The organism is Streptomyces sp. CNS606 (assembly GCF_000426325.1).
Genome location: NZ_KE384521.1, coordinates 832253 through 858393 on the forward strand (window position 1 = coordinate 832253; position 26141 = coordinate 858393).

Genomic DNA, 26141 nt, shown 5'->3' on the forward strand with positions numbered 1-26141 from the left:
TGCAGACGCGCCTTCCTGAGGTGGTGCCAGCACTACCGGGAGGTGGGTGCCGGCACGCCCGACAGGCGGTGAGCAACTGCGTAGCGTCACAGGATGTTCACCGGAGAAGGAGTGCTGAGATGGCCCTGACCAGTAGAACGGGCGCCTCGGAGACGGCGCCCGATGCGACGCCTCCGGGCCCCCGTCCGGCCCGCGGTCTCGTGGAACGGACTGCCGCGTGGAGCATGGCGCACCGCAGACTCACCCTGATCGGGTGGGTTGCTCTCGTCGTGCTGGCGTACGGGGCCAGCCTCCTGACCGGGGTGCAGTCCCAGGAGGACGCGGACGGTCTGACCGGGCAGTCCGCGGTCGCGGAACGGCTGCTGGACAACGCCGATTTCGCCGACGACGGTGTGGAGAACGTCCTCATCCAGGCCCGGAAGGGCGACCTCGCGGACGCGCAGGCAGAAGAGGTCGTCGGCGCCCTCCGCGACCGCTACGCCCAGGTGGACACGGTGCGGTCGGTCGGCGAGCCGGTGCCTGCGGAGGACGGCCGGAGCGTGCTGCTGCCCGTCCGGATGGACCTGGAGCAGAAGGGGTCGGAGGAGGACCTGAGCCCCAAGGTCGCGGTGGAGCCGATGCTGAAGGCCACCGAAGCGGTGGGGGAGGACCACCCCGCTCTGCGGGTCGAGCAGCTGGGCAAGGGCTCCCTGACACGTGAGCTGAGCACGCACCTGCAGGCCGACTTCCAGCGGGCGGAGTACATCAGTGTGCCGCTGACGCTGCTGATCCTGCTGGTCGCCTTCGGTGCGCTGCTCGCTGCCGGCATCCCGGTCCTGCTCGGCGTCACGGCCGTGGTGTTCGCGCTGGGGCTGTCCGGCGTGACCTCGCTGCTGCTGCCGGTCGACGAGAACCAGGCGAGCCTCATCCTGCTCATGGGCCTCGCGGTCGGGGTGGACTACTCGTTGTTCTACCTGCGCCGGCAGCGCGAGGAACGCGCGGCGGGCCGGGAACCCGAAGTGGCCCTGAGCATCGCGGCCGCCACCTCCGGCAGGGCCGTGCTGGTCTCCGGCGTCACGGTGATGGTGGCCATGGCCGGCATGTTCCTCTCCGGCAGCATGCTCTTCTCCTCCCTGGCGCTGGGCACCATCCTCGTCGTGGCGGTGGCCGTGCTCGGCTCGCTGACCGCGCTGCCTGCCGCACTGGCGGCCCTCGGCGACCGGATCGATCGCCCCCGCATCCCGCTCCTGTGGCGGCGGACCAAGGTGAACCGAGAGAGCCGGTTCTGGTCGGCGGTGCTGCGCCCGGTGCTGAAGCTGCCGGCGGCCGCCCTCCTCGCCGGTGTGCTGGCGATGCTCGCGCTGGCCTACCCGGCGCTCGACATGAAGCTGAAGATGCCCGGTGACGAGGACCTGCCGCGCGACTACGCGATCATGCAGACGTACGACCGGGTGGTCGAGGCTTTCCCCAGCGAAGGCACGGCGCACGCCGTCGTGGTCGAGGCCGCCGAGACGCGGGCCCCCGAGGTGGAGCGGTTGCTGACGGGGCTGCACCAGGATGCGGTGGACACCGGGCGGTTCGTGGGAGGCGGAGAACCGGACCTGGCGCTCTCCGAGGACGGCACGGTCACCCGCCTGGAGCTGCACGTCGAGGGCGAGGCAGGGGGTACCGAGGCGCGCGAGACGCTGGACCTGCTCCGTGACGAGCTGGCGCCGGCGGCGCTGCAGGGGCAGGACCTCGGCACGTGGGCCGTGGGCGGTGCGACCGCCTTCACCGTCGACTTCTCGGCCACGCTGGAGGACCGGCTGCCGCTGGTGATCGGCTTCGTCATGCTGCTCTGCCTCGCGATCATGCTTCTGGCGTTCCGCTCTCCGCTCCTCGCGTTGGTCACGGGCGTGCTGAACGTGCTGTCCGTGGTCAGCGCCTACGGCGTGCTGGTGCTCGTGTTCCAGAACGAGTGGGCGGAGGGGCTTCTCGGGTTCGAGTCGAACGGCGCGGTCGTCTCGTGGCTTCCTCTGATCCTGTTCGTGGTTCTCTTCGGTCTGTCGATGGACTACCACGTCTTCGTGCTCAGCCGGGTGCGTGAGGGGGTGCGCCGGGAGGGATCGCCGCGCGAGGCCATCCGGCACGGCATTCTCACCTCGGCAGGCGTGGTCACCACCGCCGCCGTCATCATGGTCGCGGTGTTCGCGGTCTTCGCCACGCTGTCGACGCTGGAGATGAAGCAGCTGGGAGTGGGGCTGGCCGTGGCCATCCTGCTCGACGCGACGCTCATCCGCGGTGTGCTGCTGCCGGCCGCTCTCGCCCTGCTGGGCGACCGGGCGTGGCGCGAGCCCCGCTGGCTCGCGAAGGCGCCCTCCGTCGCGCACGACTGAGCCGGGGCAGGGCGGCATCGCCGTACGGTGCGCCGCCCTGCCTCCGGAACCGGCGCGGCGTCGCCGCGCGGGAGTGTGTTCGTGGATTCCGGGGCCGCAGAGGAGATCGGTACCGATGAGTGGCTGGAGCGCACCCCCTCGCGGCACCGCGCCGATCTGCGGGGAACTGCACGTCGTCCGGGCCTCGTTGGAGGGCGCGTCACACGCCGACGCAGGCCGCACGCTCCGCCGTGTGCTGAGCCACATGCTGGGTGCGCAGGCGACCGGCACCGCACCGGAGCGCCTGCTGGCCGGGCGGGTACGCCCGGTGGGAGCCGGACTCTGGTGCGGCGCGGTGCGCAGCAGAGACACCCTGCTGACCGTGTTCTCCCGCCACGCGGACGTCGGTGTCGACCTGCAGTCGGGCTCCGTTCTCTACGACGAGAGTCTGCACCTGGCGCTGACCCGGTGGGAGCAGGACCTCCTGCGTCGCCTCTCCCTCTCGTCCAGGCACGCGTTCTTCCTCGCGCTCTGGGCCCGGAAGGAGGCGGTGTTGCGGGCGGCCGGGCACGGCCTTCGCATCCGTCAGTCCGAGGTGGGGGTCCTGATCGAGGAGGGTGCGGGTACGGTGCCGGTACCGCTGCCGTTCGACGGCGGCATCATGGAGGTGCATCTCCGCGATCTTCCCGTCGAGGGCGGTAGGGCCGCCGTCGCCTCCGCGACTCCGTTCACCGCGCTGTACACCTGGGACTTCGACCGTCCCTGGTAGGGCTTGCGAAGACCGAAGACCGGCCCGGTTTGCGGTTCCACGTCCCCGCCTCGACGGCGCTCCACCCCCACCCCTCCTCGTCCAGAGGTCAGGGGCCGTCCGCCCGGTCGGCGGCCAGCATGTCGCTCAACTCGCGCCATGCTTGCGCCGACCTGCGATAGGCGCCCACGTCGTCCAGGGCCCGAGCGGCTTCGCGGTAGCGCTCGTGGGCCCTGGGGAGGTCGCCGGCCATGCGGTGGGCGCGGGCGGCGAGCAGCAGGCACACGCCCTCGTCGGCGGACGGTTCCGGCGCCCTGTCCGCCGCGACGAGGGGTTCCAGCAGTCCGAGTGCCCTGTCCGGCTGCCGTCGGCAGAGCGCCAGTCGGGCCTCACCGACGCCGAGGTCATGGAGGTCGCGCGGGCTGCCGATCAGTTCCAGCGCCTGACGTGCGCGGGCAAGGAGTGCTGCCGCCGCTTCCGGCGCCTCGCGAGACGGGTCGTTCTCCATGCGCAGGACCGCCGAGGCCAGGCAGACGCGGGCCCACGCCGACAGGTCCGCTTCGGGCCGCAGGCAGGTGAGGGAACGTTCGTGCCAGCGCACCCCGTCCGGGACCCTGCCGAGGAGGAAGCAGGTGCTGCTCAGGCCCCACTGGACGTGACCACGCAGTTGCCGCGACGGCACGTCCTCGACGATCTTCTCCAGCGAGGCGGCGAGCCGCTCGGCGTTCTCCAGTTCGCCGCTGTCCCCGTAACCGAGGAGCAGTTCGAGGTGTGCCGCGACGCGTTCGTGCTCCGCCGGGGGGAGTTCCGCAGCCGCGGTCACGGCGCGCTCCCCCGCGCGTACGGCTTCCCCGGGGCGACCGCGTCGACGCCGGTTGCGGGACAGCGCGGTGGACACGCGGGTGGAGAGCCGAGACGACTCCCGTGTCAACGGCTCTTCCGCCAGTCGTTCCAGTACGCCGTGCTGTTCGGTGAGGCGGCCCAGTGCCTCCAGGACCTCGCCGAGCTCCCATGCGGCTTCCCAGACGACGTCCTCCTCCGCAGGGCCGACCGGCTCGCGGGAGAGGAGGTGCAGCCGCACCACCGCCGTGTCCAGATCGCCGTCATGGCGCAACGCCCGGGCCGTCAGCAGCCGCCCGGTCAGATCGAGTCGTCGGTTGCGGTGCTGCTCCGGGTCCTCGGCTGCGGTGAGTGCCTCCAGCGAGACCTCCAGCCGCTTGGCGAAGAGCGCGGCCATCGCCTCGTTGCAGGACCGTCGACCGCTTTCCACCAGCGAGATGTAGCTCGCCGACACTTCGTCCCGTGCCAGCTCCGCCTGTGACATGCCGCGTTGTATGCGGAGTTGACGGAGTCTGCGGCCGAAGGCGGGTTGGTCGGTCGTGTGGTTCATCCGGCTGGCCGCCGCCTTCTTCCCGGTGTCGCTGCGCTCGTACCCCCCGCCCCGATCACCACCTTAGCCGCAAGTGGTGTGTGACTGTCACGGACAGCGCCTCGACATGACTCCCTTCGTCAACATCATGTCAGGAGAGCTTGGCGCGTTCGTGACAGTCGAACTGGCCCTTCAAGGAAGGAAATTGAGCGTTCCTAGTGGAACTGCCCATGACAGGTTTCGTGACAGTTTTCTGCTTGACACGTGACGGACCGTAAGCCCACAGTGGCCTGTCCGTTGTGGCGAAAGATTGTCACTGCTGTGCATGTTTCGGGGGGTTCCGCGATGACGGCTGCGTACCAGGGTGAGAGACGTGACGGGACGGGAGACCGGTCGCAGGTCTCCATGGACCCGGGGGACGGCGCATACCGCGACGTTCCGCTCTCCGTGGGGCAGGCGTCGCTGTTCTTCCTTCAGGAACTCGCCCCCGCGTCACCGGCCTATCACCTGGCTGCGACAGCCCGCGTGCAGGAGCGATTGGACGTCGCCCGGCTGCGCAGCGGCTGGGACGCAGTCTGCCGTCGCCATCCGGTGCTCACCGGAGTCGTAGCCGAGGGGGAGGACGGATACGTGCAGCGCTGGGGCGCTGCCGTACCCCCCTTCGCGCTACGTGAGGTTCCCGGGGTCGAGCGGGACGAGTTGCTGCGGTTCGCGGCCGAGGACTACGAGGTTCCGTTCGTCCTGGGCAAGGAGGCGCCGGCCCGGTTCTTCGTGTACCAGGAGGCCGATGCCACGACGCTGCATCTCGTTCTGCACCACGTCGCCGGCGACCTCACCTCCTGCTTCCTGCTTCTGGAGCAACTTCTCGCCCACTACCGCGGAGAGGGGGCCGGCGTCCCTTCGCCGGCAGAACCCGACAGCTCGTTCGCCACGCATGTCGCGGCAGAACGCAGGTTTCTCGACAGCCGGCGGTCCCACCCGATGCGCCGCTACTGGGCCGAGCGCCTCGCCGACTGCACCTTCTCCCTCGAAGGGCTTCCCGCCACGGCTCCCTGCCCGCCCGGCGACGCGGGTGCTCCCGCCTACGCCCGGGTCAGCATCTCCGCTGCCGTCGCCGCCCGTGTGCGGGACACCGCTGAGCGGACCGGCACCTCCACCGCCACCGTCCTCCTCGCCGCCTTCAACGTCCTCCTGCACAAGCTCACCGGACGCGACGACGTCCTCGTCGGGTTCCCCACCGAGGGACGCAAGAAGGCCTTTCGGGACACGGTGGGCTACTTCACCAACTCCCTTCTCCTGCGCACCCCCGTCACCTCCGGTGCCACCTTCGAGGCCGTTCTGGCCGACACGCATGCCGCCCTGGTGGGAGCCGTACGCCACCAGGCGCTGCCCACTCCGACCGTCCTCGGCCGGCTCTCGCCCGGGTCCGCGCTCTCCGGGCAGTCGCTCTACCAGGTCAGCTTCCAGTTCGAGCCGGAGCGGCTCGCCTACGGAACGAAGGCGCTGTTCGGCGGGCTCGGTCTCGTGCGGGTCGCCGGCTACGAGGTCGAGCCGCTCCCCGTGCGGCAGCAGGTCGGACAGTTCCCGCTGCGCGTGCAGATCGGCGAGGTGGGTGGGCTGCTGGAAGGTGCCCTGCACTTCGACCCGGAGCGGTTCGACGCCGGTACGGTGAGCGCCTACGCGCAGCTCTTCGAGACCCTCGTCGGCGAGGCGACCGCCGCCCCTGCCACCGTCGTCGGCGAGTTGGGCGGCACGCACCGCCAGGCCGTCTCCGAATGGTCCGGGGCACGAACACCTGCTGCCGGTGACGGCACCCCGGTGCATCTGCGGGTGGTGGAGCGGGCGCGGCGTGATCCGGACGGGGTGGCGCTGGTCGACGGGGCGGGGAGCTGGACGTACGGGGAGCTGGAGCGTGCGTCCGCGGTGCTGGCGGTGCGGCTGCGTGCGCTGGGTGTGGGGCCGGAGTCCGTCGTCGGCGTCTGCCTGCCGCGCTGCACCCGTGCCGTCGTCGCCATGCTGGCGGTGCTGCGTGCGGGCGGTGCCTGGACGGTATTCGACCCCGCGTACCCGGGGGAGCGGCTGCGCACGATGGCGGCCGGCTCGAGCTGTCGTGTCGTGCTGCACGGCGACGGCACCCGTGAGGTGGCCGGCGTGGTGATCCCGGCCGGCGTCACCACCCTCGCTCTGGATTCCGTCGGTCTGCGGGGCGGCGAGGCGTCCGGGCCGGAGCGGGCGGGTCTGGATCTCGCGCAGGAGGGCGACCTCGCGTACCTCGTCCACACCTCCGGTTCGACCGGTCGCCCCAAGCCGGTCGCCGTCACGCACGGGCAGCTCGCCTCCCACCTGCGCCAGGTCGAGGACGTCTTCGGGCTCCGCGCCGACGACCGGGTACTGGTCTTCGGTTCCTTCTCCTTCGACGTGAGCACCGAGCAGCTTTTCGCACCGCTCGTCCTGGGCGGCGCCGCGGTCGTCCGGCCGGCCGACCTCCTGGACGGCGAGGAGCTGCTGGCCTTCCTGACACGTCACCGCGTCACCGTGTTCAATCCGCCGACCGGTCTGTGGCGCCGCCTGTGCGTGCTGCTCGCCGCCGGGCTCCGCGTCCCGGAGGACCTGCTCGTCCGGCTCACCGTGGTGGGCGGGGACGCCATGCCGTCCGACGAGGTCGCCGTGTGGACCGCGGCCGTCGGAGGCCGGGTCCTCAACGCCTACGGCCCCACCGAGACGGTCATCACCGCCACCGTGCACGACGCCTCCGACGAGGTGTCCGTGGGCACGGGGGGCTCCGACGGAGGAGTGGTGCCGCTGGGGCGCCCGCTGCCCGGCCGGACCGTGTTCGTTCTGGATGGTGGGTTGCGGCCGGTGGGTGCGGGTGTGGTGGGTGAGTTGTTCGTGGGTGGTGTGGGTGTGGGGCGTGGTTATGCGGGTCGGGGTGGGTTGACGGCGGAGCGGTTTGTTCCGGATGCGTGGTCGGGTGTGGTGGGTGGTCGTCTGTACCGGACGGGGGATTTGGTGCGGTTCGGTGGGGGTGGGGTGCTGGAGTTCTGTGGGCGGGTGGATGAGCAGGTGAAGGTGCGGGGGTTCCGGGTGGAGCTGGGTGAGGTGGAGGGGGTGGTGCGTTCGGTTGCGGGGGTGGCGGATGCGGTGGTGTCGGCGGTGGCGGGTGTGGGTGGGGAGTTGCGGTTGGTGGCGTATGTGGTGGTGCGTGAGGGTGTGGTGGTGGAGGGGGAGTCGGTGCGGTCGTGGGTGGGTGAGCGGTTGCCTGCGTACATGGTGCCGGCGGTGGTGGTGGAGTTGGGTGCGTTGCCGTTGTCGCCGAACGGGAAGGTGGACCGGCGGGCGTTGCCGGTGCCGTCGTTCGAGGGTTCGGTGGAGGGTTTCGTGGCGCCGCGGGGTGAGGTGGAGCGGCGGTTGGCGGAGGTGTGGGCGGAGGTTCTGGGGCTGGAGCGGGTGGGGGTGGAGGACGATTATCTGGAGCTGGGTGGGGATTCGATCCAGTCGATCCAGGTGGTGGCGTTGGCGCGGCGGGCGGGGATCCGTATCACGCCGCGGCAGTTGTTCGAACACCCCACGGTCTCCCGGCTCGCCCCCCACGCCGTCACCGGCGACATCGCCTCTGTGGGCGCTCCCGGAGACGCCACGGACGTGCTCAGCCCGATCCAGGCGTGGTTCCACGAACTGGCTGTGCCCGACCCCGCCCACTGGAACATGGGCACCCTCCTCACCGTGCGCAGACCGGTCGAGGCGGAGCACGTGCGCGTCGCGCTGCGCGCCGTCGCGCAGACGCACGAGGCGCTGCGCACCCGTTTCGTCCCCGATGACGAGGGCACGGTCCGGGTGTTCGTGGGCGACTCCGCGGAGGTGCCGCTGACCTGTGCGGACCTGACCACGGTCGACCCGGCGGAGCGGGAGGCCGCCCTGCGGGACCTGGCCGACACCGCACATCGCAGCCTCGACCTGCGTCACGGACCGGTGTTCCGGGCCCTGCTGGCCGACCACGGACCGGCCCGGCGGCAGCAACTCGTGCTCGTCGCCCATCATCTCGTGGTCGACGCGGTCTCCTGGCGCATCGTTCTCGAGGACCTCGATCACGCGTTGTCCGCCGCAGTGGAGGGGCGCGACCCCGTACTCGAGCCGGAGGGCCTCACGCATCGCCAGTGGACCGCCGAGCTGCGGCGGCGGGCGATCGACCCGCGGGTCACCGACCGTGTGGCCGCCGAACGGTCACAACTGGCGGCGCCGGGCGGCCCGACCGGCGGGGAGCGGTACGCAGGTACGGAGGGTGCAGCGTGCCGAGCGGTGCGCGCACTCACCGTCGCGCAGACCGAAGCCCTCCAGGAGGCGCTGGTCAGCCGGCTCGGCGGCACGTTGGAGGAAGGGCTGCTCACCGCCGCGGCCCGTGCCCACGCCCGGTGCACGGGACGGGAACGCATCCTGGTCGAACTGGAGAGCCATGGCCGTGAACACGTGCGAGAGGACCTCGACCTCTCCCGCACGGTCGGCTGGTTCACCACGCTCGCCCCGTTGCCGGTCGACACGACGGGGGAGGGCCCGCTGGCCACCCTGTGGGACGTTCGCAGCAGGCTGCAGGGGCTGGTGCACCGCGGCCTCGACCACGGCGTCGTCCGCCACCTCTCCGCCGAGCCCGCGTACGAGGACCCGTCGGCTCCGCCTCCGTCCCCCGACCTCAACGTCAACCACCTGGGCCGGATCGGGTCCGTCGCCACGCCCGGGGCCCTGCTGGAGCTGGAGGTGCCCTCCTTCGGGGAGGTGCGCGACCCGCGTGCGCCACGCCCCGTCGCCGTCCTCATGGAAAGCATGGTGTCCGACGGACGGCTCGGCGTGGAGATAGAGCACACGGACCAGGCGGCGGCGGACACCCTCGCCGACGCCGTGATGGCGGAGCTCCGGACGCTCGCCGCCCAGCAGGATGCGCCCGTCGTGACGTCGGGGCTGCGCCAGGGGACGGCCGCACCCGCAACCGTGCGGCACTGGGCGGAACGCTGGGGCAGACTGGCCGCGGTGTGGCCGCTGACGCCCATGCAGGAGGGGATGCTCTTCCGCTCACTTGCCGTAGACGGGCCGGGGCCGCACGAGGGGGAGGGGTCCGGCGTCTATGTCGAGCAGCTGACCTGCGTGCTCGAAGGCGACCTGGACCCGGAACGGTTCGCCGCCGCGTGGCAGTCGGCTGTGGACCGCCACCCCGTGCTGCGGGGGGTGTGCGTGTGGGAGGACGTGACCTCCCCCGTGCTGGTGGTGCCCATGGCCCTCGACCTGCCCGTCACGTTCCTGGACCTGCGCCTCCCGGCGGAGAGCGAAGCGACAGGCCCGCACCCGGACGACCCGGACGCGGCCGAACGATGCCTCGAGGCGTTCGTCGAGCGTGACCGGGGCACCGGCTTCGACCTCCGCCGCGGTCCGCTGGTCCGGCTCGCGCTGGCCCGACTGGCGGCCGACCGCTGGGCGTTCGTCTGGACCCATCACCACGTACTGCTCGACGGCTGGTCCCTGCCCCTGCTGCTCGGGGATGTGCTGGCGGACTACGGCGCACGTCTCGAAGGGCGCACCCACCATCTGCCGCCCGCCCCGGACTTCGGTGCGTTCGCCCGGCATCTGGCCGATGTCGACCCGTCCGCCGCGAAGGAGTTCTGGACCGAACAGCTGGCAGGTGCGCAACCAGCGCTGCTGGTGCCTCAGCAGCCGGCCGCCACTCCGCGGCACCGGGACCATGTGGAGACCTGGCAGGAGGAGGACACCGAAGAGCTGCGGGAGAGCGCAGGCCGCCTCGGTGTGACCCTGGCGGTCCTGGTGCACGCCGCCTGGGCCCTCGTCCTGGCCGCCGAGACGGGTCAGGACGACGTCGTCTTCGGCAGCGTCGGTGCCGGCCGGCCCGCGGACCTCGACGGCGCGGACCGAGCGGTGGGGATGTTCATCAACACCCTGCCCCTCCGCCTCCGGACGGGAACGGGCCTGCAGGTCCGCGACTGGCTCGGTGACGTGCGGCGCCAACTGGACGACTGCGGCCGCCACATCCACACACCGCTCGCCCGGATCGCGCAGTGGAGTGGCCGCTCCTCCGCCGCCGACCTCTTCGATTCCGCCGTGATCGTCGCCAACTTCCCCTTCGCCGGCCTCGACGACGCCCTGCCCGGCATGCGTCTGCTCCGCGCGGAGGCGCGCGAGCAGACGGAGATGCCGCTCACCCTGAGCACCGCCGTCGAGGACGGGCGGCTGACCCTCGCCGTCAACCACGACACCGACCGGGTCGGCGGTGAGCGGGCCGCTGCCCTGACGCGCCGACTGTCCACGGCGCTGCTCGCCCTGTGCGAGGGCGAGGCGAACGTCGGCGAGATCGCCGCACGGCTCCGCGCCCAGATGCGGCAGGACCGTGCACTCAGCCGCAGGAACCGCGCCTCGCGGCTGGCGGCACGCCGCCGCTGACCACTCGTCCCTTCCTTCTACTCCTTCTACTCACAGACAACGGGGAGCCACCACTGATGTCCCTTCGCACGTCCTCCAGACCGTTGCGGGCGGGCAGGCGCCGCTCGCTCACGGACACCGACGCCGTCGTCTTCCGTGCCATGGAGCCTCCGGCACTGCCCGTCCTCGCCACCCCGACGACGGCTGGTGTCCCGCTGTCCGTCTGGGCGGACACACACGCACCTCTGGTGCGCGAACACCTGCACCGCACCGGGGCTGTGCTCTTCCGCGGGTTCGACGAGGGCGCCGCGGCGCTCCGCACCGTCGTCGAGCGTGTCGCGGGCGACGGCGTACTGGACTACGAGGACGGCGCGACACCCCGCAGCGCCCTGGACGAGGGCGTCTACTCGTCCACCGTGTACCCGGCGGACCAGACCATCGAGATGCACAACGAGGGCTGCTACAGCTGGACGTGGCCCCGGGTGCTCGGTTTCGCGTGTGCGGTGGCGCCGGCCACCGGAGGGCAGACCCCGCTGGCCGACTCCCGCGCCGTGCTCCGGCGTGTGCCCGTCGGCCTGGCCGACCGCCTGGAGCGGGACGGTGTGCGGTACGTGCGCAACTACACGCCCGGCGTGGGCATCGCCTGGCAGGACGCCCTCGGCTGCGGTGAGCAGGGGCTGGCGGACTACGCCGAGCGTACCCACACGGAGGTGACCCGGGTCGCGGACGACCACCTGCGCACGGTCGCTCTCCGTCCGGCGGTCGCCCGCCATCCGGAGAGCGGCGCCTGGGTGTGGTTCAACCAGGCCACGAGTTTCCACGCCAGCACGGTCGGCGACGCGCTCGCTGCGGAGATGGTCCGGCAACTCGGGCACGACCGGCTGCCCAAGACCACCGAGGCCGGCGACGGCACGCGCTTCACGACGGACGATCTCGCATCGATCCGGGCGGCGTTCGCGGCGGAGACCACCACGTTCGACTGGCAGCGCGGTGACGTTCTCCTCGTCGACAACATGCTCGTCGCACACGGTCGTGCCCCTTTCACCGGCGACCGCGAGATCCGCGTCGCCATGGCGGGCGGCTGGGACTGGTCGGGTCCGCGCACCCGCCGTACCAGCACCGAGAACCACGGGGAGGCGGTCCGATGAACCCCGAGAACCAGGCCCTCACCGCGACGGGCGTCGAGGAGACGCTGCGTACCGGTCCTCACCAGCGCGACGCCCTCGCCGACGGCACCGTTCTGACCGCCGTCGTACGGCCCCGGGCCGCCGTCACCGCCGAACGGCTCGCCGCCGCCGTGGAAGCCCTGGCGGAGACCCACGAGGTGCTGCGCACCACGCTGACCGGCTCCGGTACGGACGGTCCGCCGTTGCAGCAGATCGCGCCTCCGGGGAACGAACGGAGCGGCAGCGACGACTGGTCGGCGCGACTGCTGCCCGACGACGGCCGCATCGAGGTCACCGCTCGGGCGCGGTGCCTGGACCACGAGTCGCTGCTGCTGATCGCCGAGGCGCTCGCCGACCACGCCTCGGGCCCTCCTGGTTGCGCCACGCCGGGCGCCACGGACGGGACGGGCGGCGCCACGGACGGGGCCGGCACCGGTGCGGAGCGAGCGGACGGTGCGGACGGCGAGTCGGCCCCGCCCCAGTACGCCGACGTGGCCGAGTGGCTGCACGAGGTGCTGAGCGACCCGGAGGCGGCAACGGCCCGATCCGGCCAACTCGACGACGGCGAGGAGGTCGTGGAGGACGACGACCTGCTGGTCCGGTTGCGCGCCCTCGCACCACGACGAACGCCCGGGACGCACGATGCGCCCGCCGGGACGCCTGCCGCCCGGACGACTCTCGACGACCTGCCCGCCGACGGCACCGATTCCGCCGAGGACATCGGCGATCTCCTGCTGACCGCCTGGCTGGTCGTGCTGCGACGGTTCTGCGGGGTGGACACGGTGACCGTGCGGGTCCGCAACTCGCTCCGGGCCGTCCCCGAACTGCGTTCGGTGCCCGGTCCGTTGTCCGCCTGGCCCGCCCTACGGCAGCAGCTCGACGGCGAAAGGCCGCTGACCGACGTACTGGACGGTGTGCGCGCCGCCCGTGCGGTACAGCGCGAGACCGCCGAACTCATCACGGACCTCTCGCGCGTCGCCGGGCCCCTGGCCTTCTCGCACGCCACCGTCAGCGCCGGCTCGCCCGCCGAGCTCCTCACCGCCACCGCATCCCCGGCAGGGCTGCACCTGCACGCGGTGTCGTACCCGGACCGCACGGACCTCACGCTCGACGGCGTGCACGCCTCGGGACTCGGCACGGACGTCGCCGGACGACTGCTGGCGGCCGTCGCAGCCGTCTCACGTGCACTCCGGCGGGACCCGAAGACGACCGTGGGCCGGGCGGACCTCGGCGAGCCCGCGGTCGCGGCCCGTACCGCGGCGACTCCGACCGCGGTCGCCTGGCAGGACCGGACGCTGACAGACCTGGTGCTCGCCACGGCCCGCGACGTCCCGTTCGCCGTCGCGGTCCGCTGCGGGGAACAGGAGTGGTCCTACCACGACCTGGTCTCCCGTGCCGGGGCGTGCGCCGCGCAGCTCACGACTGCCGGCGGCCCGGCGCGCCCCCGGGACGTCGCCTCCGAGCGGGTCGTCGCCGTCCGGATCGCCGACCCCTTCCAGCGTCTGACCGCGCAGCTCGCGGTGCTGCTCGCCGGTGCGGCCTACCTGGTGGTCGACCCGGCGGACCCGGACGCTCGTGTACGCGACCTGCTCGCCGAAGTGGGCGCGCAGGCCTGCGTGGTTGCTGACGCGGAACCGGAACTCCACAGCGTCGGCGACGGGGGCGAGGGGGTGCCGGTCGTGGCCGTCGACGCTCCCGCCACGGCGCAGGACGGACCCGTGGACGCCGGACGGTGCCTGCCGGACGACCTGGCCTACCTGTTGTTCACCTCCGGATCGACCGGACGGCCCAAGCCGGTTGCCGTCACCCACCGGAACATCGTCAACTACCTCGGCTGGCTGGCCGACACCGGCCTGGTCACGGCGAGCACCGTCCTCCCGGCATCCGCGGCCCCCGTCTTCGACGCCTCGCTCAAGCAGCTCTGGGCCCCGCTCGCCCTCGGCGGTACGGTGCGGCTTCCGGCGCCGGGACAGAACCCGGTGGAGGTCCTCGCCCGGGCTGTCACCGACCCGACGACCACCACCCTCAACACCGTCCCCCGCCTGTGGCACGAGACGCTCGACGGCCTCGACACCGCTGCGGTGCGCCGCGAGACCCCTCTGACCCTGCTGCTCGGAGGTGAGGCACTCACACCCGAGCTGATCGCCCGCACCGGAGAACTGCTGCCCGGCACCCGCGTGTGGAATCTGTACGGGCCTTCCGAGACCACCGCGAACGCCTCCGCCGCTCCTCAGCCGACGGACCCCGCCTCCGTCGACCTCGGCGAGCCCGTGGGCGGCGCTTCCCTGCACGTCCTGGACGACGCGCTGCGGCCGGTGCCGACGGGTGCCGTGGGGGAGCTGTACGTCGGGGGCGCCGGCGTCGCCCGCGGCTACGCGGGACGCGGGGCCCTGACCGCGGAGCGCTTCCTGCCCGACCCCTTCTCCCCGGTGCCCGGAGCTCGCCTGTACCGCACCGGCGACCTCGTCCGCCTCGGTGCGTCCGGCCGGCCCCACTACCTCGGGCGGGCGGACGACCAGGTGAAGGTACGCGGCCAGCGCGTGGAACCGGCCGAGATCGAGGGAGTCCTGGCACGGCACCCCCAGGTGACGGCCTCCGTCGCAGCCGTCCGCGACGACCGGCTGGTCGCCTGGATCGTGCCCGGCGAGCAGGGAACGCCGGACCCCGACGGCCTCCGCGACCTGTGCGCGTCCACCCTGCCCGCCTTCATGGTGCCCTCGGTGTTCGTCCCCGTGGAACGGGTGCCGCTCACCGTGAACGGCAAAGTCGACCGCGCGTCCCTGCCCGACCCGCGGGCCGCCCACCTCCGTAGCAGCGGCGAGACCGCCCGGCCACCGCGCACCCCTCTGGAGGAGGTCGTCGCCGAGGTGTGGCGTTCCGTGCTCGGCCTCGACCGGATCGGGGTGCACGACCGGTTCTTCACGCTCGGCGGCGACTCCATCCGTGCGATGCACACCGTGGCGCGGATGCGTGAACTGATGGGGATCGAGATTCCGCTGCGCGAGTTCCTGGCCGCCACCACGGTCGAGAGCCAGGCCCAGCTGTTGCTGCGACACGACCACGACGGGTCCGTCAGCGCTTTCGCCGAGGCCTACGCCGCGCTGGGCGACGAGGACGAGACCACCGCCCCCACCGTCGACGACGCCGTCGAGGAGAGACAGCCATGAGCGACCTCGGACGTCTGGAACGGGCCCGCCGGGCGGTCGCCGCCCGCGGTGCCCGGCCGACGCACACCCGGCCCGGACTGCGCCGCCGCCCCGACCCCGCCGACGTGGTGCTGTCCGAGGCCCAGGCGCAGCTGTGGTTCGCGCACGCCCTCGATGCGACCGGCACCGCGTACACCGTGCCCGCCGTCCTCGACATCGACGGCCCCCTCGACGCCGAGGCGCTGACCCTCGCGTACGGGACTGCGCTGGGACGGCACGAAGGGCTGCGGCTGCAGGTGTCGGACGTCCGAGGACGGCCCTCCGCCGTCCTCGGCGACCGGCTCCCCGGCCTCCGCAGGGCAGACCTGTCCGAGCTGCCGCCCGCGGAGGCGGAACGGCGCCGTGACGCCCTCACCGACGAGCAGGTGCGGGAGCCCTTCGATCTCACGGGCGGAGGACGTCTGGTACGGGCACTGCTCGTCGTCCTCGCTCCCGAACGGCACCGGCTGGTGGTCGCCTTCCATCATCTGGTGGTCGACGGGCTGTCCGTCAGCATCCTCGTGCGGGAACTCACGGAGGCCTACCGGGCGGCGACCCTCCCCACCACGTCCCCCCAGCCGCCCGCCGGCAGCGACCCCCGCGGCTCCTACCTCGACTTCGCCTGGTGGGAGCACACGCGGCGGACCGATCCGCCGAGCCGGGACGACTCCCTGGAACACTGGCGGCAGACTCTGGACGGAGCCCCCCGCGGCCTGGATCTGCCACTCGACCGCACTCGGCCGGACACCCGGGGCCACCGCGGCCGTCACCTCGTGCGCGACACCGGAGCGACGCTGCGCGGCCGGGTGGAGAAGTTCGCCGCGGACTCCGGCGCCTCCGTCTTCGCGGTGCTCTTCGGCGCCTGGCGCGCCGTGCTGCACCGGGCGAGCCGCGCCGACGACCTGATCGTCGGGGTGCCGGTGGCGAACCGGACCCGCCCCGAACTGGTCGGAGTAGTCGGTCCGTTCCTCAACACCCTGCCGCTCCGGAGCACGTTGCGCGACGACGCGTCGCTACGGGACCTCACCGGGGACTCCGCACACGCCGTGGCCGCGTCGCTCGACCACCAGCACCTGCCCCTCGGCAACATCGCGACGGAGCTCGCGGACGGCGAAGCGGGCCCGCTCTTCGGCGCGATGTTCACCTTCCTCGGCGAGGACCGCACCGGTCTCAGCCTGGGGCCGGCCCGCATGACCCCCGTCGCCGTGGAGACCGGCACCAGCAAGACCGATGTGACGCTCAGCGTCGCGAGCCGCGGCGAAGCCTTCGAACTGATGCTGGAGTACGACTCCGACCTGCTGCACGAGACCACCGCGCGAGGGCTGCTGGAGGCGTTCGTCCACCTGCTCTCCGCCGGGCTCGATGCCCCGGACCGGCCCGTACGGATGCTGCCCATGTCCCGGAGACGTGAGCTGCCCGGCCCCGCCGTCCGTCCCCGTGCGGGGACGGCGCTCGACACGGTGATCACCCGGACCGCTGAGCGGCACCCCGGAAACACCGCGCTCCGCTGGCACGGTGAGCGGATCGACTACGCCACCCTGGCCGGCCGTGCCGACGACCTGGCACGGCACCTCGTCGCCCGCGGCGTACGACCCGGCGACCGGGTACCGCTGCTGCTCGCCCGCGGCCCGGCGCAGGTCGTGGCACTGCTCGCGGTGCTGCGCGCCGGTGCGGCGTATGTGCCGATCGATCCGGGCCATCCTGTCGAGCGCGTCCGGCACGTCGTGCGGGACTCCGCCGCCACGCTGCTCGTGACGGACGGCACCGGTTCCCCGCCGGACGGTCCCGTCCGCGTCACTCTGGACGAGGCGGGCCGCCTCCGGACGACCGCGGCCGAGCAGGCCGAGCAGGCCGAGCAGGCCGAGGAGCCCGGGCGGCTCGACGGGCACGACGGCGGGCCGCATCCCTCTGCTGTGCCCACGGAGCTTCCGGCCCGCCATCCCGACGACGCGGCCTACGTGATCTACACCTCCGGGTCGACCGGACGCCCCAAGGGAGTCGTCGTCCCCGACGCCCAGGTGGTCCGCCTGTTCGAAGCCGCCGGCGAGCACTTCACGTTCGGCCCCGACGACGTGTGGACCCTGTTCCACAGCTACGCCTTCGACTTCTCGGTCTGGGAGATCTGGGGCGCGCTGCTGCACGGCGGCACGCTCGTGGTCGTCCCCCAGGAGACGACGACCTCGCCCCCCGACCTGCTGGAGCTCCTGGACCGCGAGGCGGTGACGGTCCTCAACCAGACCCCCTCCGCCTTCAGCGGCCTCGCCGAGGCGGACCGCGCGGACGGTGCCCGCCGCCGTCTCGCCCTCCGCTACGTCGTGTTCGGCGGGGAACGGCTGGAGCCGCACGTGCTGCGGTCCTGGCTGGAGCACCGAGGGGACACGGTCCCCGAGCTGGTCAACATGTACGGCATCACCGAAACCACCGTGCACACCACGTACGGGCGGGTCACCGCGGAAACCGTGACCGACGGTCCGGGAAGCCCCGTCGGACGCCCGCTGGCAGACCTGGCCCTGTACGTGCTGGACGACGCGCTCCATCCGCTGCCGCCCGGTCTGGTCGGGGAGCTGTACGTCGGGGGCGCCGGCCTCGCCCGGGGATACGGCGGCCGAGCCGCGCTCACCGCAGAACGCTTCGTCCCGGACCCGTTCTCGGCGGTTCCCGGTGCCCGCCTCTACCGCACGGGCGACCTCGGCCGCGTCGACGCACACGGGCGGTTCGAACACCGGGGCCGCGCCGACGACCAGGTCAAGATCCGCGGGTTCCGCATCGAGACCGGCGAACTGGAGGCCGCGCTGACCTCCCACCCCGGCGTCGAAGAGGCCCTCGCGGGCAAGCGCGGTGACCGGCTCGTGGCCTGGCTCAAGCCGGCCGGCGACGAACTGCCCGGCGTCGCGGAACTCCGGGACCACGCGGCGACACTGCTGCCCCGCTACATGATCCCCGCGGCGTTCGTGCCGGTGTCGCACATCCCGCTCACGGTCAACGGCAAGGCCGACCGGCGCGCCCTGCCCGACCCCGACGCGAGCCGGCTCGACGCGACGGAAGCCTACGTCGCGCCGCGCAGCGAGGAGGAGCAGGCGGTCGCCGGCGTCTGGGAGGCGGTACTCGGCGCCCCACGAGTCGGCGTCCACGACAACTTCTTCGCCCTCGGCGGCGACTCCATCCGCGCGGTGGAGATCACCGGCAGGCTGCGTGCTCTCGGTCACGAGACGCAGGTGCACGCCGTCTTCCGTCATCAGACCGTCGCCGAACTCGCTGCGGTACTGTCCCCCGCCGAAGCGACCCCGCTGGTGCGTGCCGAACCGTTCGAGATGATCGGGGCTCCGGACCGGGCCGCGCTCCCCGCGGACGCGGAGGACGCCTATCCCCTCACCGCCACGCAGTCCGGCATGCTCTACCACCTGCGCCTCAACCCCGAGGCCGGTCTCTACCACAACACCGTCAGCGTACGTCTGCGCGGCCGTGTCGACCCCGAGGCGCTGCGGCAGGCGCTCGCCGACACCATGGCGCGCCACGCCGTTCTGCGGACCTCCGTCCACATGGAGGGCTACTCGGAGCCGATGCAGGTCGTGCACCGGGAGGCTCGGCCACGGCTGACCGTCACCGACCTCTCCGGCCTGAGCGACGACGAACAGCAGGAGGAGATCGACGAGTTCGTTGCCGAGGAGCGGGAAGTCCACCTCGACCTCGCCACCGCCCCGCTCTACCGCCTCGCCGTGCACCTCCTCGGCGGGGACGAGTTCCAGCTGACGGTCAGCGAGAACCACGCCATCCTCGACGGGTGGAGCTGGACGTCCACGCTCGCGGAGATCCTCGCCCGGCAGGCCGCGCTACTCGACGGCGCGGCCGACTACGCCGACCGCTGGCCCGCGATCCCGTCCCGGTACGCCGACTTCGTGAAGCTGGAGCGGGCCGCGGCAGGCCCCGACGTGGCCGCGACATGGAGGGCACGCCTGGCCGACGCGGAACCGCGGTCCATCGCCGACCTGCGTTCCGCCGGCATGCCGGAGGTGCGCCGGCTCCCCGTCGACATCGACACCGACACGTCGCGCCGGCTGAGCGAGACGGCACGACGCGAGGGCATGCCCGTCAAGAGCCTCGCCGTCGCCGCCCACCTCAAGGTGCTGGCGGAGGCGTTGGGCGTCGACGACCCCGTGACCGGGATGGTGCTCCACGGACGTCCCGACCAGCCGGGGGCCAAGGACATGCGCGGCCTCTTCATCAACATGCTGCCGGTGTCCGTGTCCGTGCCCGGAGGCAGCGGGATCGAACTCGCCCGGCGGGTGTTCGTCCAAGAGCGCGCCACCCTCGAGGGCCGGCACACTCCGCTGGTGACCGTGCAGCGTGCACTGGGGAACGAGACCCTGTTCGACGTCGGTGTGAACTTCGTCCGGTTCCACGCGCTCGGTGAGGTGCTGGACGCCGGCGTCGTCGAACTCGTCGACCACCACCCCGCATCGGCGGAGGACACGAACTACGCGGTCATGGCCACCTTTTCGGTGCACCCGCCGGACTACGAGCTCGGCCTCATGCTCGCCTACGACGCCGACCGGGTGTCCGACGCGTGGGCGGCCAGGCTGCGCGACATGTACGCGGAGGCGCTGCGGCGCCTCGCCCACGAGCCCGACGCCCCACACGACCGGCGCAGCCTGCTCCACCAGGACGAACACACCGCCGCCGCACTCGCTGTCGGTCCTGACCTTCGGACGCCGGCCGGTACCCTCCCGGGCGCGGTCGCGGACGTCGCGGCCGAGCGGCCCGGAGCGGTGGCGGTGAGTGGCCCGGACGGCACCCTCACCTACCGGGAGCTGGTCGCGCGCGCCCGGCACGGGGCACGGCTGCTCGCTGCGGCGGGCGTGCGCCGCGGCGACCTGGTCGCCGTGGCGGCCCGGCGCGGCACGGGCCTCGTCGCCGCGGTGCTCGCCGCGATGGAGGCCGGCGCGGGGTACGTCCCCATCGACCCCGACCTGCCGCTGGACCGGATCGCGCACCTCGTCCGGGACTCCGCATGCCGCACCGCGCTCACCGCACACCTGACGGACGCCGACACCCCGGTGCTCGACGTCCTCACGGACGCGGGGGTGACCGTCCGTTCCCTCACCGCACCGGACGACGCGGGCGCGGAGCCCGCCGCCGACGTCGCGGGCACCACGGAGGCGACCCCCGAGATGCCGGAGCCTGGGGACCTGGCCTATGTCATCTACACCTCCGGCTCCACCGGGACCCCGAAGGGGGTCGCCGTCAGCCACCGGAACGTCCTCACCTACCTGAGCGCGTCCGCCACGGTGATCGCTCCGGAGCCCTCGGACGTGGTGGCGGTGCGTTCCACCTTCACCTTCGACCTGTCGGTGTGGGAACTGTTCGCGGGCCTCGTCGCGGGTGCGCGCATCCACCTGGTGGACGCACAGACCGCCGCCGATCCGTCCGCGCTGAGGGAGGAACTGCGGAAGACCGGTGTGACCATGCTGGCCACCACTCCCACCATCGCCCAGGAACTCACCGCCGTGGACCGGCAGTCCGGTACCGGCATCGGTCTTCGCGCGCTGCTCCTGGCCGGCGAGGAGGTGGTGCCGGCACGCTTCGCCGACTGGTTCGACAGCCCGTCGGCACCCGGCTGCACGGTGTTGAACTGGTACGGGCCGACAGAGGCGACCGTCCTGATGACCGTGGCCGAGCTGACCGCGCGTGCCACGCGCCGCGTTCGGGCTCCCATCGGAGGTCCTGTCCCCGGCTCCAGCGTCTGGGTGCTCGACGCGGGGTTGCGGCCGGTGCCTCCGGGCGCCACCGGAGAGCTGTACATCGGCGGCCTCCAGGTCGCGCAGGGCTACTGGCGTCGCCCCGGCCTCACCGCCGAACGCTTCGTGCCCGACCCGTTCAGCGACGTTCCGGGTGCCCGGCTCTACCGGACCGGTGACCTGGCCCGGCACCGTGCCGACGGCCTTCTCGAGTTCCTCGGACGCTCCGACAACCAGGTCAAGATCCGTGGCCACCGCATCGAGCTCGGTGAGATCGAGGCCCGCGCGGTCGAACACCCCGACGTGGCGGAGTGCGTCGTCCTCGTGCACGGCGCCGGCGGCGAGCACCCCCGCCTGGTCGCCTGGATCGTGCCGGCGACGGAGGCGTTCGACCGGAGTTCTTTGCGCACACGGCTCGCCGGGCAGCTGCCCCGGCACGCCCTGCCCGCTGCCGTGTGCACGGTGAGTGAGATCCCGAAGACGCCGAGCGGCAAGCTCGACCGCCGCGCTCTTCCGGTGCCCACCGTGCGCGACTTCCTCGGGAACGGCCAGGAGGCCGCGCCGGCGAGGGACGACACCGAACGCGGCCTGCTGGCCCTGTGGCAGGAACTTCTCGGTGTCGAGGGCTTCGGCGTTCGTGACCACTTCTACGAAGTGGGCGGCCATTCGCTGCTCGCCACGCGTCTCCTGCTCCGCGTCCAGCAGGACTACGGCCTGCGTCTGCCCATGCGGCAGGTGATGGCGGACTTCACCGTCGCGGGCCTCGCCGAGATCGTCCGCACCGCCCTCGCGAACACCACCGGCGACGCCGTAACGGCCGGCGAGGTTCCGCTGACCGGGATCACACCGGGACCGGTGCCCACCGCGGGCGCCCCCGGGGCCTCCTCGGACGAGAACCACGCCGCCGGGGACGCCGACCCGGCCGACACCCATCCCCACGACATCGGGACGGTGGCCGGAACCGCCGGCCGGCCCGCCCTGGAGGACGACCAGAGATGAGTCTTGTCTCCCTGCTCGCGAGCCGGTCACGTGCCACCGTGATCGCCGCCATGATCGCGGGCCTGCTGTCCGGCGCCGCCACCGTGGCGCTCATCGCGGTGCTCCAGGCGACGCTGCAGAACCTGTCCGAACCGGGAGTTCTGCTCGTGGCCGGCTTCGTCGCCGCCGCGCTCACCGTCCTCCTTGCCGGAGCAGTGTCGGCCGTCCTTCTGATCAGTCTCGCCCAGCGGTCCATCCAGACCCTGCGCACCGAGCTGTGCTCCCGCATCCTGGACAGCGGTCTGAGGCGGATCGAGACCATAGGCCCCTCGCGGCTCCAGTCGGCGCTCACCGACGACGTGCAGGTCATCACGAGCGCCGTGAGCAGCGTGCCACTGCTGTCGATCAACGGCGCCATCGTGGTCGGCGCGTTCGTCTACATCGGCATCCTGTCGCTGAAGGTGCTGCTGGGCATGGTGGCGATCCTGCTGGTCGGACTCGTGCTCTACCAGCTCCCGGTGCGGCGGGCCGGCGTCCACCTGCGCCGAGCCCGTGCGCACCAGGACGTCATGCACGGTCATCTGGAGAGCGTGGTGCGCGGTGCCAAGGAACTGAAGCTCGACCGCGCCCGCCGCGGCGACGTCATCGACGGCGGCGTCGGCGCCACCGGCCGTCTTCTCGTCCGCGACACCACCCGGGGCGTGGCCCTGTACACCGTCGGCGGATCATGGGGACAGCTGCTGTTCCTCGCCAGCATCGGCATCATGCTCTTCTCCGGCCCGGCTCTCGGTATCGCCGAGGAAGACCTGACCGGTTTCACCCTGGCCGTGCTCTACATCAACACGCCGCTGGTGACCGTGCTGAACCTGGTCCCCGCGCTCGGCCGGGCCGGTACAGCCCTGGACTCGCTGAACGCGCTGGATCTCGGGGACGAGAAGGACCTGCCCGCACCGGCGGCCACCGAGCCCCCGGTCCCGGGCGGTGACCGTCCTGCCCCTGGAGCACGGCTCACCCTGGAGGCCGTCGGTTTCCGCTACGCCACGGCGGACGACTCCGGCTTCAGGGTCGGGCCGATCGACATCGACTTCCGTCCCGGCACGCTCACCTGCCTGATCGGCGGCAACGGCAGCGGCAAGACCACCCTCGGCAAGCTGATCTGCGGTCTCTACCGCCCCGACTCCGGCCGCATCCTGCTGGACGGCACTCCGGTGACGGACGAGCGCCTGGGAACCCTGAGGGAGAGCGTCGCCGGGGTCTTCTCCGACGTCCACCTCTTCCGCACGCTGCCCGCGCACCGGGGCGACGACACGGAGGCGAACCGGCTGCTCGGAGAGCTGGGCATGTCGCAGAAGGTGCAGGTGCGGGACGGCGAGTTCTCCACGACCGCCCTGTCCACCGGACAGCGCAAGCGCCTGGCACTGGTGTCCGCCCTGCTCTCCGACCGGCCGATCCTGCTGTTCGACGAGTGGGCGGCCGACCAGGACCCGGAGTTCCGCCACTTCTTCTACACGGTCGTGCTGCCGCACCTGCGGGAACAGGGCAAGACCGTGGTGGTCATCACCCACGACGACCGTTTCTTCGACATCGCCGACCGCATCCTGAAGCTCGACCGCGGCACCGAGGACGTCCGGTCCGAGGCGGCACCACACGCCGCGACCACCGTCTGACCACCGGGCCCGTCGAGCCGTCGGGCCCGCTCCCACCCGCTACACCGAGGAGACACCCGTGTCCGAAACACCCCTTCACGACGTCGTGATCAACGACGAGGAGCAGTACTCGATCTGGGAGGCCGACCGCGAACTGCCCGCCGGCTGGCACCGCGAGGGCACGCGCGGCACGCGGGAGGAGTGCCTGGAACACATAGACCGGGTGTGGACCGACATCCGCCCGCGCAGCGTCCGGATGCGCCAGGAGGCCGCCGGAGCCTGAGCCGCTCCGGCCCGACCCACCCGCCTACCGGCCCGCCGACCCACCGGCCCGCCGACCCCGGACCCTCGGACAGAACCGGAGCCCCCCACGGTCGACTCCCGCCCCATCCATCGGCACCTGCACGACAACGGAGGAACCCACATGAGCGGCACCACGCTCGACGTTCTGCGCGACCGCGTCACCGGCGACTTCAGCCGGATCGTCATGGACATCCGAGCCAGCAACGGCTGCTGGCTGGTCGACCGGCAGGACGGCTCCCGCTACCTCGACATGGCCATGTTCTTCGCCTCGGCGCCGCTCGGCCACAACCACCCCGGCCTGCACGACTCCCCGCAACTCGACGAGGCGTTGCTGGCGGCAAGCCGCACGAAGCCGGCCAACCCGGACTTCGCGACCACCGAACAGGCACACTTCGCCGACACCTTCCTGCGCGTGTTCGGCGCGGACGACATGCCCTACGTCTTCTTCATCGACGGGGGCGCGCTCGCCGTCGAGAACGCACTCAAGGTCGCGTTCGACTGGAAGACGCAGCACAACGCCGCCCGCGGTGTCGCCGTCCGCGGCTCCCGCGTGCTGCACCTGGAACACGCCTTTCACGGGCGCAGCGGCTACACCATGTCGCTGACCAACACCGACCCCGCCAAGATTCGCGACTTCCCGGTGTTCGACTGGCCGCGCATACCCAGCCCGGCCGTCAACGACATGAGCCGCTGGGACGAGCCCGGCCTCCTCGACGAGGAGCGGACCGCACTCGACGCCGCCCGTGCCGCCTTCCGCCGTTACCCCGACGAGATCGCCTGCTTCGTCTTCGAACCCGTCCAGGGCGAGGGCGGCGACCGCCACCTGCGGCCACGCTTCCTCGCCGCGATGGCCGACCTCTGCCACGAGCACGACGCGCTGTTCGTCGCCGACGAGGTGCAGACGGGCTTCGGCGCGACCGGAGACCGCTGGGCCAGCGAAACGCTCGGCCTGCGCCCCGACCTGATCGCGTTCGGCAAGAAGAGCCAGGTGTGCGGCGTTCTGGGCGGACGCCGTGTCCGGGAGGCTGACTCAAACGCCTTCCGCGCCGCCGGCCGGCTCAGCTCCACCTGGGGCGGCAACCTCGTCGACATGGTCCGGTCCACCCGCATCATCGAGATCATCGAGGAACAGCAGCTCTTCACCCAGGCCCGGGAGACCGGCGCCCACCTGCTCGACGGACTGCGTGACATCGCCGCCGCACACCCCGACCTGGCGAGTGACCCCCGAGGACGCGGCCTGATGTGCGCCCTCACGCTCCGCGACCGCGCAACCCGGGACGACGTGGTGCGCCGCGCGCTCGACGAGCACGGGGTGATCTTCCTCGGCTCCGGTGAACGCGAACTGCGCTGGCGCCCGCCGCTGTCCGTCACGGAGGCCGAACTCTCCCTCGCCCTCGACGCCCTGCGCGCGGTGCTCAAGGAAATCACCGTGGAGCAGCCTACGGAGCCGTCCGTCCACGTCCCGGTCGCAGCCGCCGCCGGTTCGGTCCCCTCGGGAGCGGCCCGATGAGACGGCTCGTCACCCCGTTGGCCCGCCCCTGGGCGACCCACCGCCTGGTCTGCCTCCCGTACGCCGGAGGCGGCACCACCGGCTTCCGCGCCTGGGCGCGGAAACTCCCCAGCGACATCGAACTCCGCGTCCTGTGCTACCCCGGCCGGGAGTTCCGCTACGGGGAACCGATACGCGGCGGTTGGCAAGGGCTGATCGCCGACTGCGCGGACACCGTTGCCACCGAAGTCCGGACCCCCTACCTGCTCTACGGCCACAGCATGGGTGCCCTGGCCGCCTATGACGTCGCGCTGCGACTGGAAGGTGGCGCGGGCCCCGCCCCGGAGAGCCTCGTACTGTCCGGGCACGTCGCTCCGCAGTACGTCACCGGCACTCGGGCGGCCGCGCTCGCCGCGGCTCCCGACGCCGAACTGGCGGCTTCGCTGCGCCGCACCGGCGGAGCCACCCCGGATGTGCTCGACGATCCCGAACTGTGCGCCATAGCCGTCGAGATGCTACGCATGGACTTGGCGGCCTACGCCGAATACCGTCATGACCCGCAGCAACGCCTGCGGGCAGGCCTGCACGTGATGACCGGACGGGACGAAGTCACTCCGCAGCACCAGGGCTGGGGGCAGGTCACCGACGGTACCGCCACCTTCGAAACGCTCCCCGGCGGCCACTTCTTCACCCCTCGTGTCTGGGCTTCGCTGCCTCGCCGCATGCCGCTCGCCCCCGGGCCCGAGCTCGTCGGCAGCCCCGCCCGCTGACC

The 26141-nt window shown here is 72.3% G+C and carries 11 protein-coding genes; 10 read left to right on the forward strand and 1 reads right to left on the reverse strand.

Annotated features, from left to right (window positions below; all coding sequences use genetic code 11):
* The first annotated feature begins 224 nt into the window (after window positions 1–224).
* Both K304_RS0124505 and K304_RS0124510 read left to right on the forward strand, forming a co-directional pair.
* Window positions 225–2354 (forward strand): MMPL family transporter, encoded by a 2130-nt coding sequence (locus K304_RS0124505; protein ID WP_027765867.1) that lies wholly within the window; start codon window positions 225–227, stop codon window positions 2352–2354.
* Window positions 2355–2469: 115 nt separating this feature from the next.
* Complete coding sequence (locus K304_RS0124510) at window positions 2470–3102, forward strand: 4'-phosphopantetheinyl transferase superfamily protein (RefSeq protein WP_027765868.1); 633 nt, start codon at window positions 2470–2472, stop codon at window positions 3100–3102.
* Window positions 3103–3190: 88 nt separating this feature from the next.
* On the opposite strand, the gene K304_RS0124515 is transcribed toward K304_RS0124510, so the two are convergent.
* Window positions 3191–4471 carry a helix-turn-helix domain-containing protein gene (locus K304_RS0124515; protein ID WP_078529633.1) on the reverse strand — a complete coding sequence of 427 codons (1281 nt, stop codon included), beginning with the start codon at window positions 4469–4471 and terminating at the stop codon, window positions 3191–3193.
* A 324-nt stretch (window positions 4472–4795) separates the two neighbouring features.
* On the opposite strand from K304_RS0124515, the gene K304_RS0124520 reads away from it, so the two are divergent.
* From K304_RS0124520 to K304_RS0124555, 8 genes are all read left to right on the forward strand, one after another.
* Complete coding sequence (locus tag K304_RS0124520) at window positions 4796–10888, forward strand: non-ribosomal peptide synthetase (RefSeq protein WP_078529634.1); 6093 nt, start codon at window positions 4796–4798, stop codon at window positions 10886–10888.
* Window positions 10889–10944: 56 nt separating this feature from the next.
* Entirely contained in the window at window positions 10945–12015 is a 1071-nt protein-coding gene (locus tag K304_RS31085) for a TauD/TfdA family dioxygenase (RefSeq protein ID WP_051308783.1), read from the forward strand.
* Window positions 12012–15200, forward strand: coding sequence for a non-ribosomal peptide synthetase (locus K304_RS0124530; RefSeq protein WP_027765871.1), 3189 nt, complete (start codon window positions 12012–12014; stop codon window positions 15198–15200). The genes K304_RS31085 and K304_RS0124530 overlap by 4 nt, the downstream gene beginning before the upstream one ends.
* Window positions 15197–21952 (forward strand): non-ribosomal peptide synthetase, encoded by a 6756-nt coding sequence (locus K304_RS0124535; protein WP_027765872.1) that lies wholly within the window; start codon window positions 15197–15199, stop codon window positions 21950–21952. The genes K304_RS0124530 and K304_RS0124535 overlap by 4 nt, the downstream gene beginning before the upstream one ends.
* Window positions 21949–23598 (forward strand): cyclic peptide export ABC transporter, encoded by a 1650-nt coding sequence (locus tag K304_RS0124540; RefSeq protein ID WP_027765873.1) that lies wholly within the window; start codon window positions 21949–21951, stop codon window positions 23596–23598. Before K304_RS0124535 ends, K304_RS0124540 begins: the two co-directional genes overlap by 4 nt.
* A 58-nt stretch (window positions 23599–23656) precedes the next feature.
* Entirely contained in the window at window positions 23657–23860 is a 204-nt protein-coding gene (locus K304_RS0124545; protein ID WP_027765874.1) for an MbtH family NRPS accessory protein, read from the forward strand.
* 141 nt (window positions 23861–24001) lie between these two features.
* Window positions 24002–25390 carry an L-lysine 6-transaminase gene (gene lat, locus K304_RS31090; RefSeq protein ID WP_078529635.1) on the forward strand — a complete coding sequence of 463 codons (1389 nt, stop codon included), beginning with the start codon at window positions 24002–24004 and terminating at the stop codon, window positions 25388–25390.
* A complete protein-coding gene (locus K304_RS0124555; RefSeq protein ID WP_027765875.1) occupies window positions 25387–26139 on the forward strand; it encodes an alpha/beta fold hydrolase in 753 nt (250 codons plus the stop codon). Before lat ends, K304_RS0124555 begins: the two co-directional genes overlap by 4 nt.
* Window positions 26140–26141 lie beyond the last annotated feature (2 nt).

Excerpts from the sequence above, each read along its gene's own strand:
- K304_RS0124520 (WP_078529634.1), top strand. The coding sequence starts at position 4,796 with ATGACGGCTGCGTACCAGGGTGAGAGACGTGACGGGACGGGAGACCGG.
- K304_RS0124540 (WP_027765873.1), top strand. The coding sequence starts at position 21,949 with ATGAGTCTTGTCTCCCTGCTCGCGAGCCGGTCACGTGCCACCGTGATC.
- K304_RS0124505 (WP_027765867.1), top strand. The coding sequence starts at position 225 with ATGGCGCACCGCAGACTCACCCTGATCGGGTGGGTTGCTCTCGTCGTG.
- K304_RS0124555 (WP_027765875.1), top strand. The coding sequence starts at position 25,387 with ATGAGACGGCTCGTCACCCCGTTGGCCCGCCCCTGGGCGACCCACCGC.
- K304_RS0124515 (WP_078529633.1), bottom strand. The coding sequence starts at position 4,471 with ATGAACCACACGACCGACCAACCCGCCTTCGGCCGCAGACTCCGTCAA.
- lat (WP_078529635.1), top strand. The coding sequence starts at position 24,002 with ATGAGCGGCACCACGCTCGACGTTCTGCGCGACCGCGTCACCGGCGAC.
- K304_RS0124510 (WP_027765868.1), top strand. The coding sequence starts at position 2,470 with ATGAGTGGCTGGAGCGCACCCCCTCGCGGCACCGCGCCGATCTGCGGG.
- K304_RS0124535 (WP_027765872.1), top strand. The coding sequence starts at position 15,197 with ATGAGCGACCTCGGACGTCTGGAACGGGCCCGCCGGGCGGTCGCCGCC.
- K304_RS31085 (WP_051308783.1), top strand. The coding sequence starts at position 10,945 with ATGTCCCTTCGCACGTCCTCCAGACCGTTGCGGGCGGGCAGGCGCCGC.
- K304_RS0124530 (WP_027765871.1), top strand. The coding sequence starts at position 12,012 with ATGAACCCCGAGAACCAGGCCCTCACCGCGACGGGCGTCGAGGAGACG.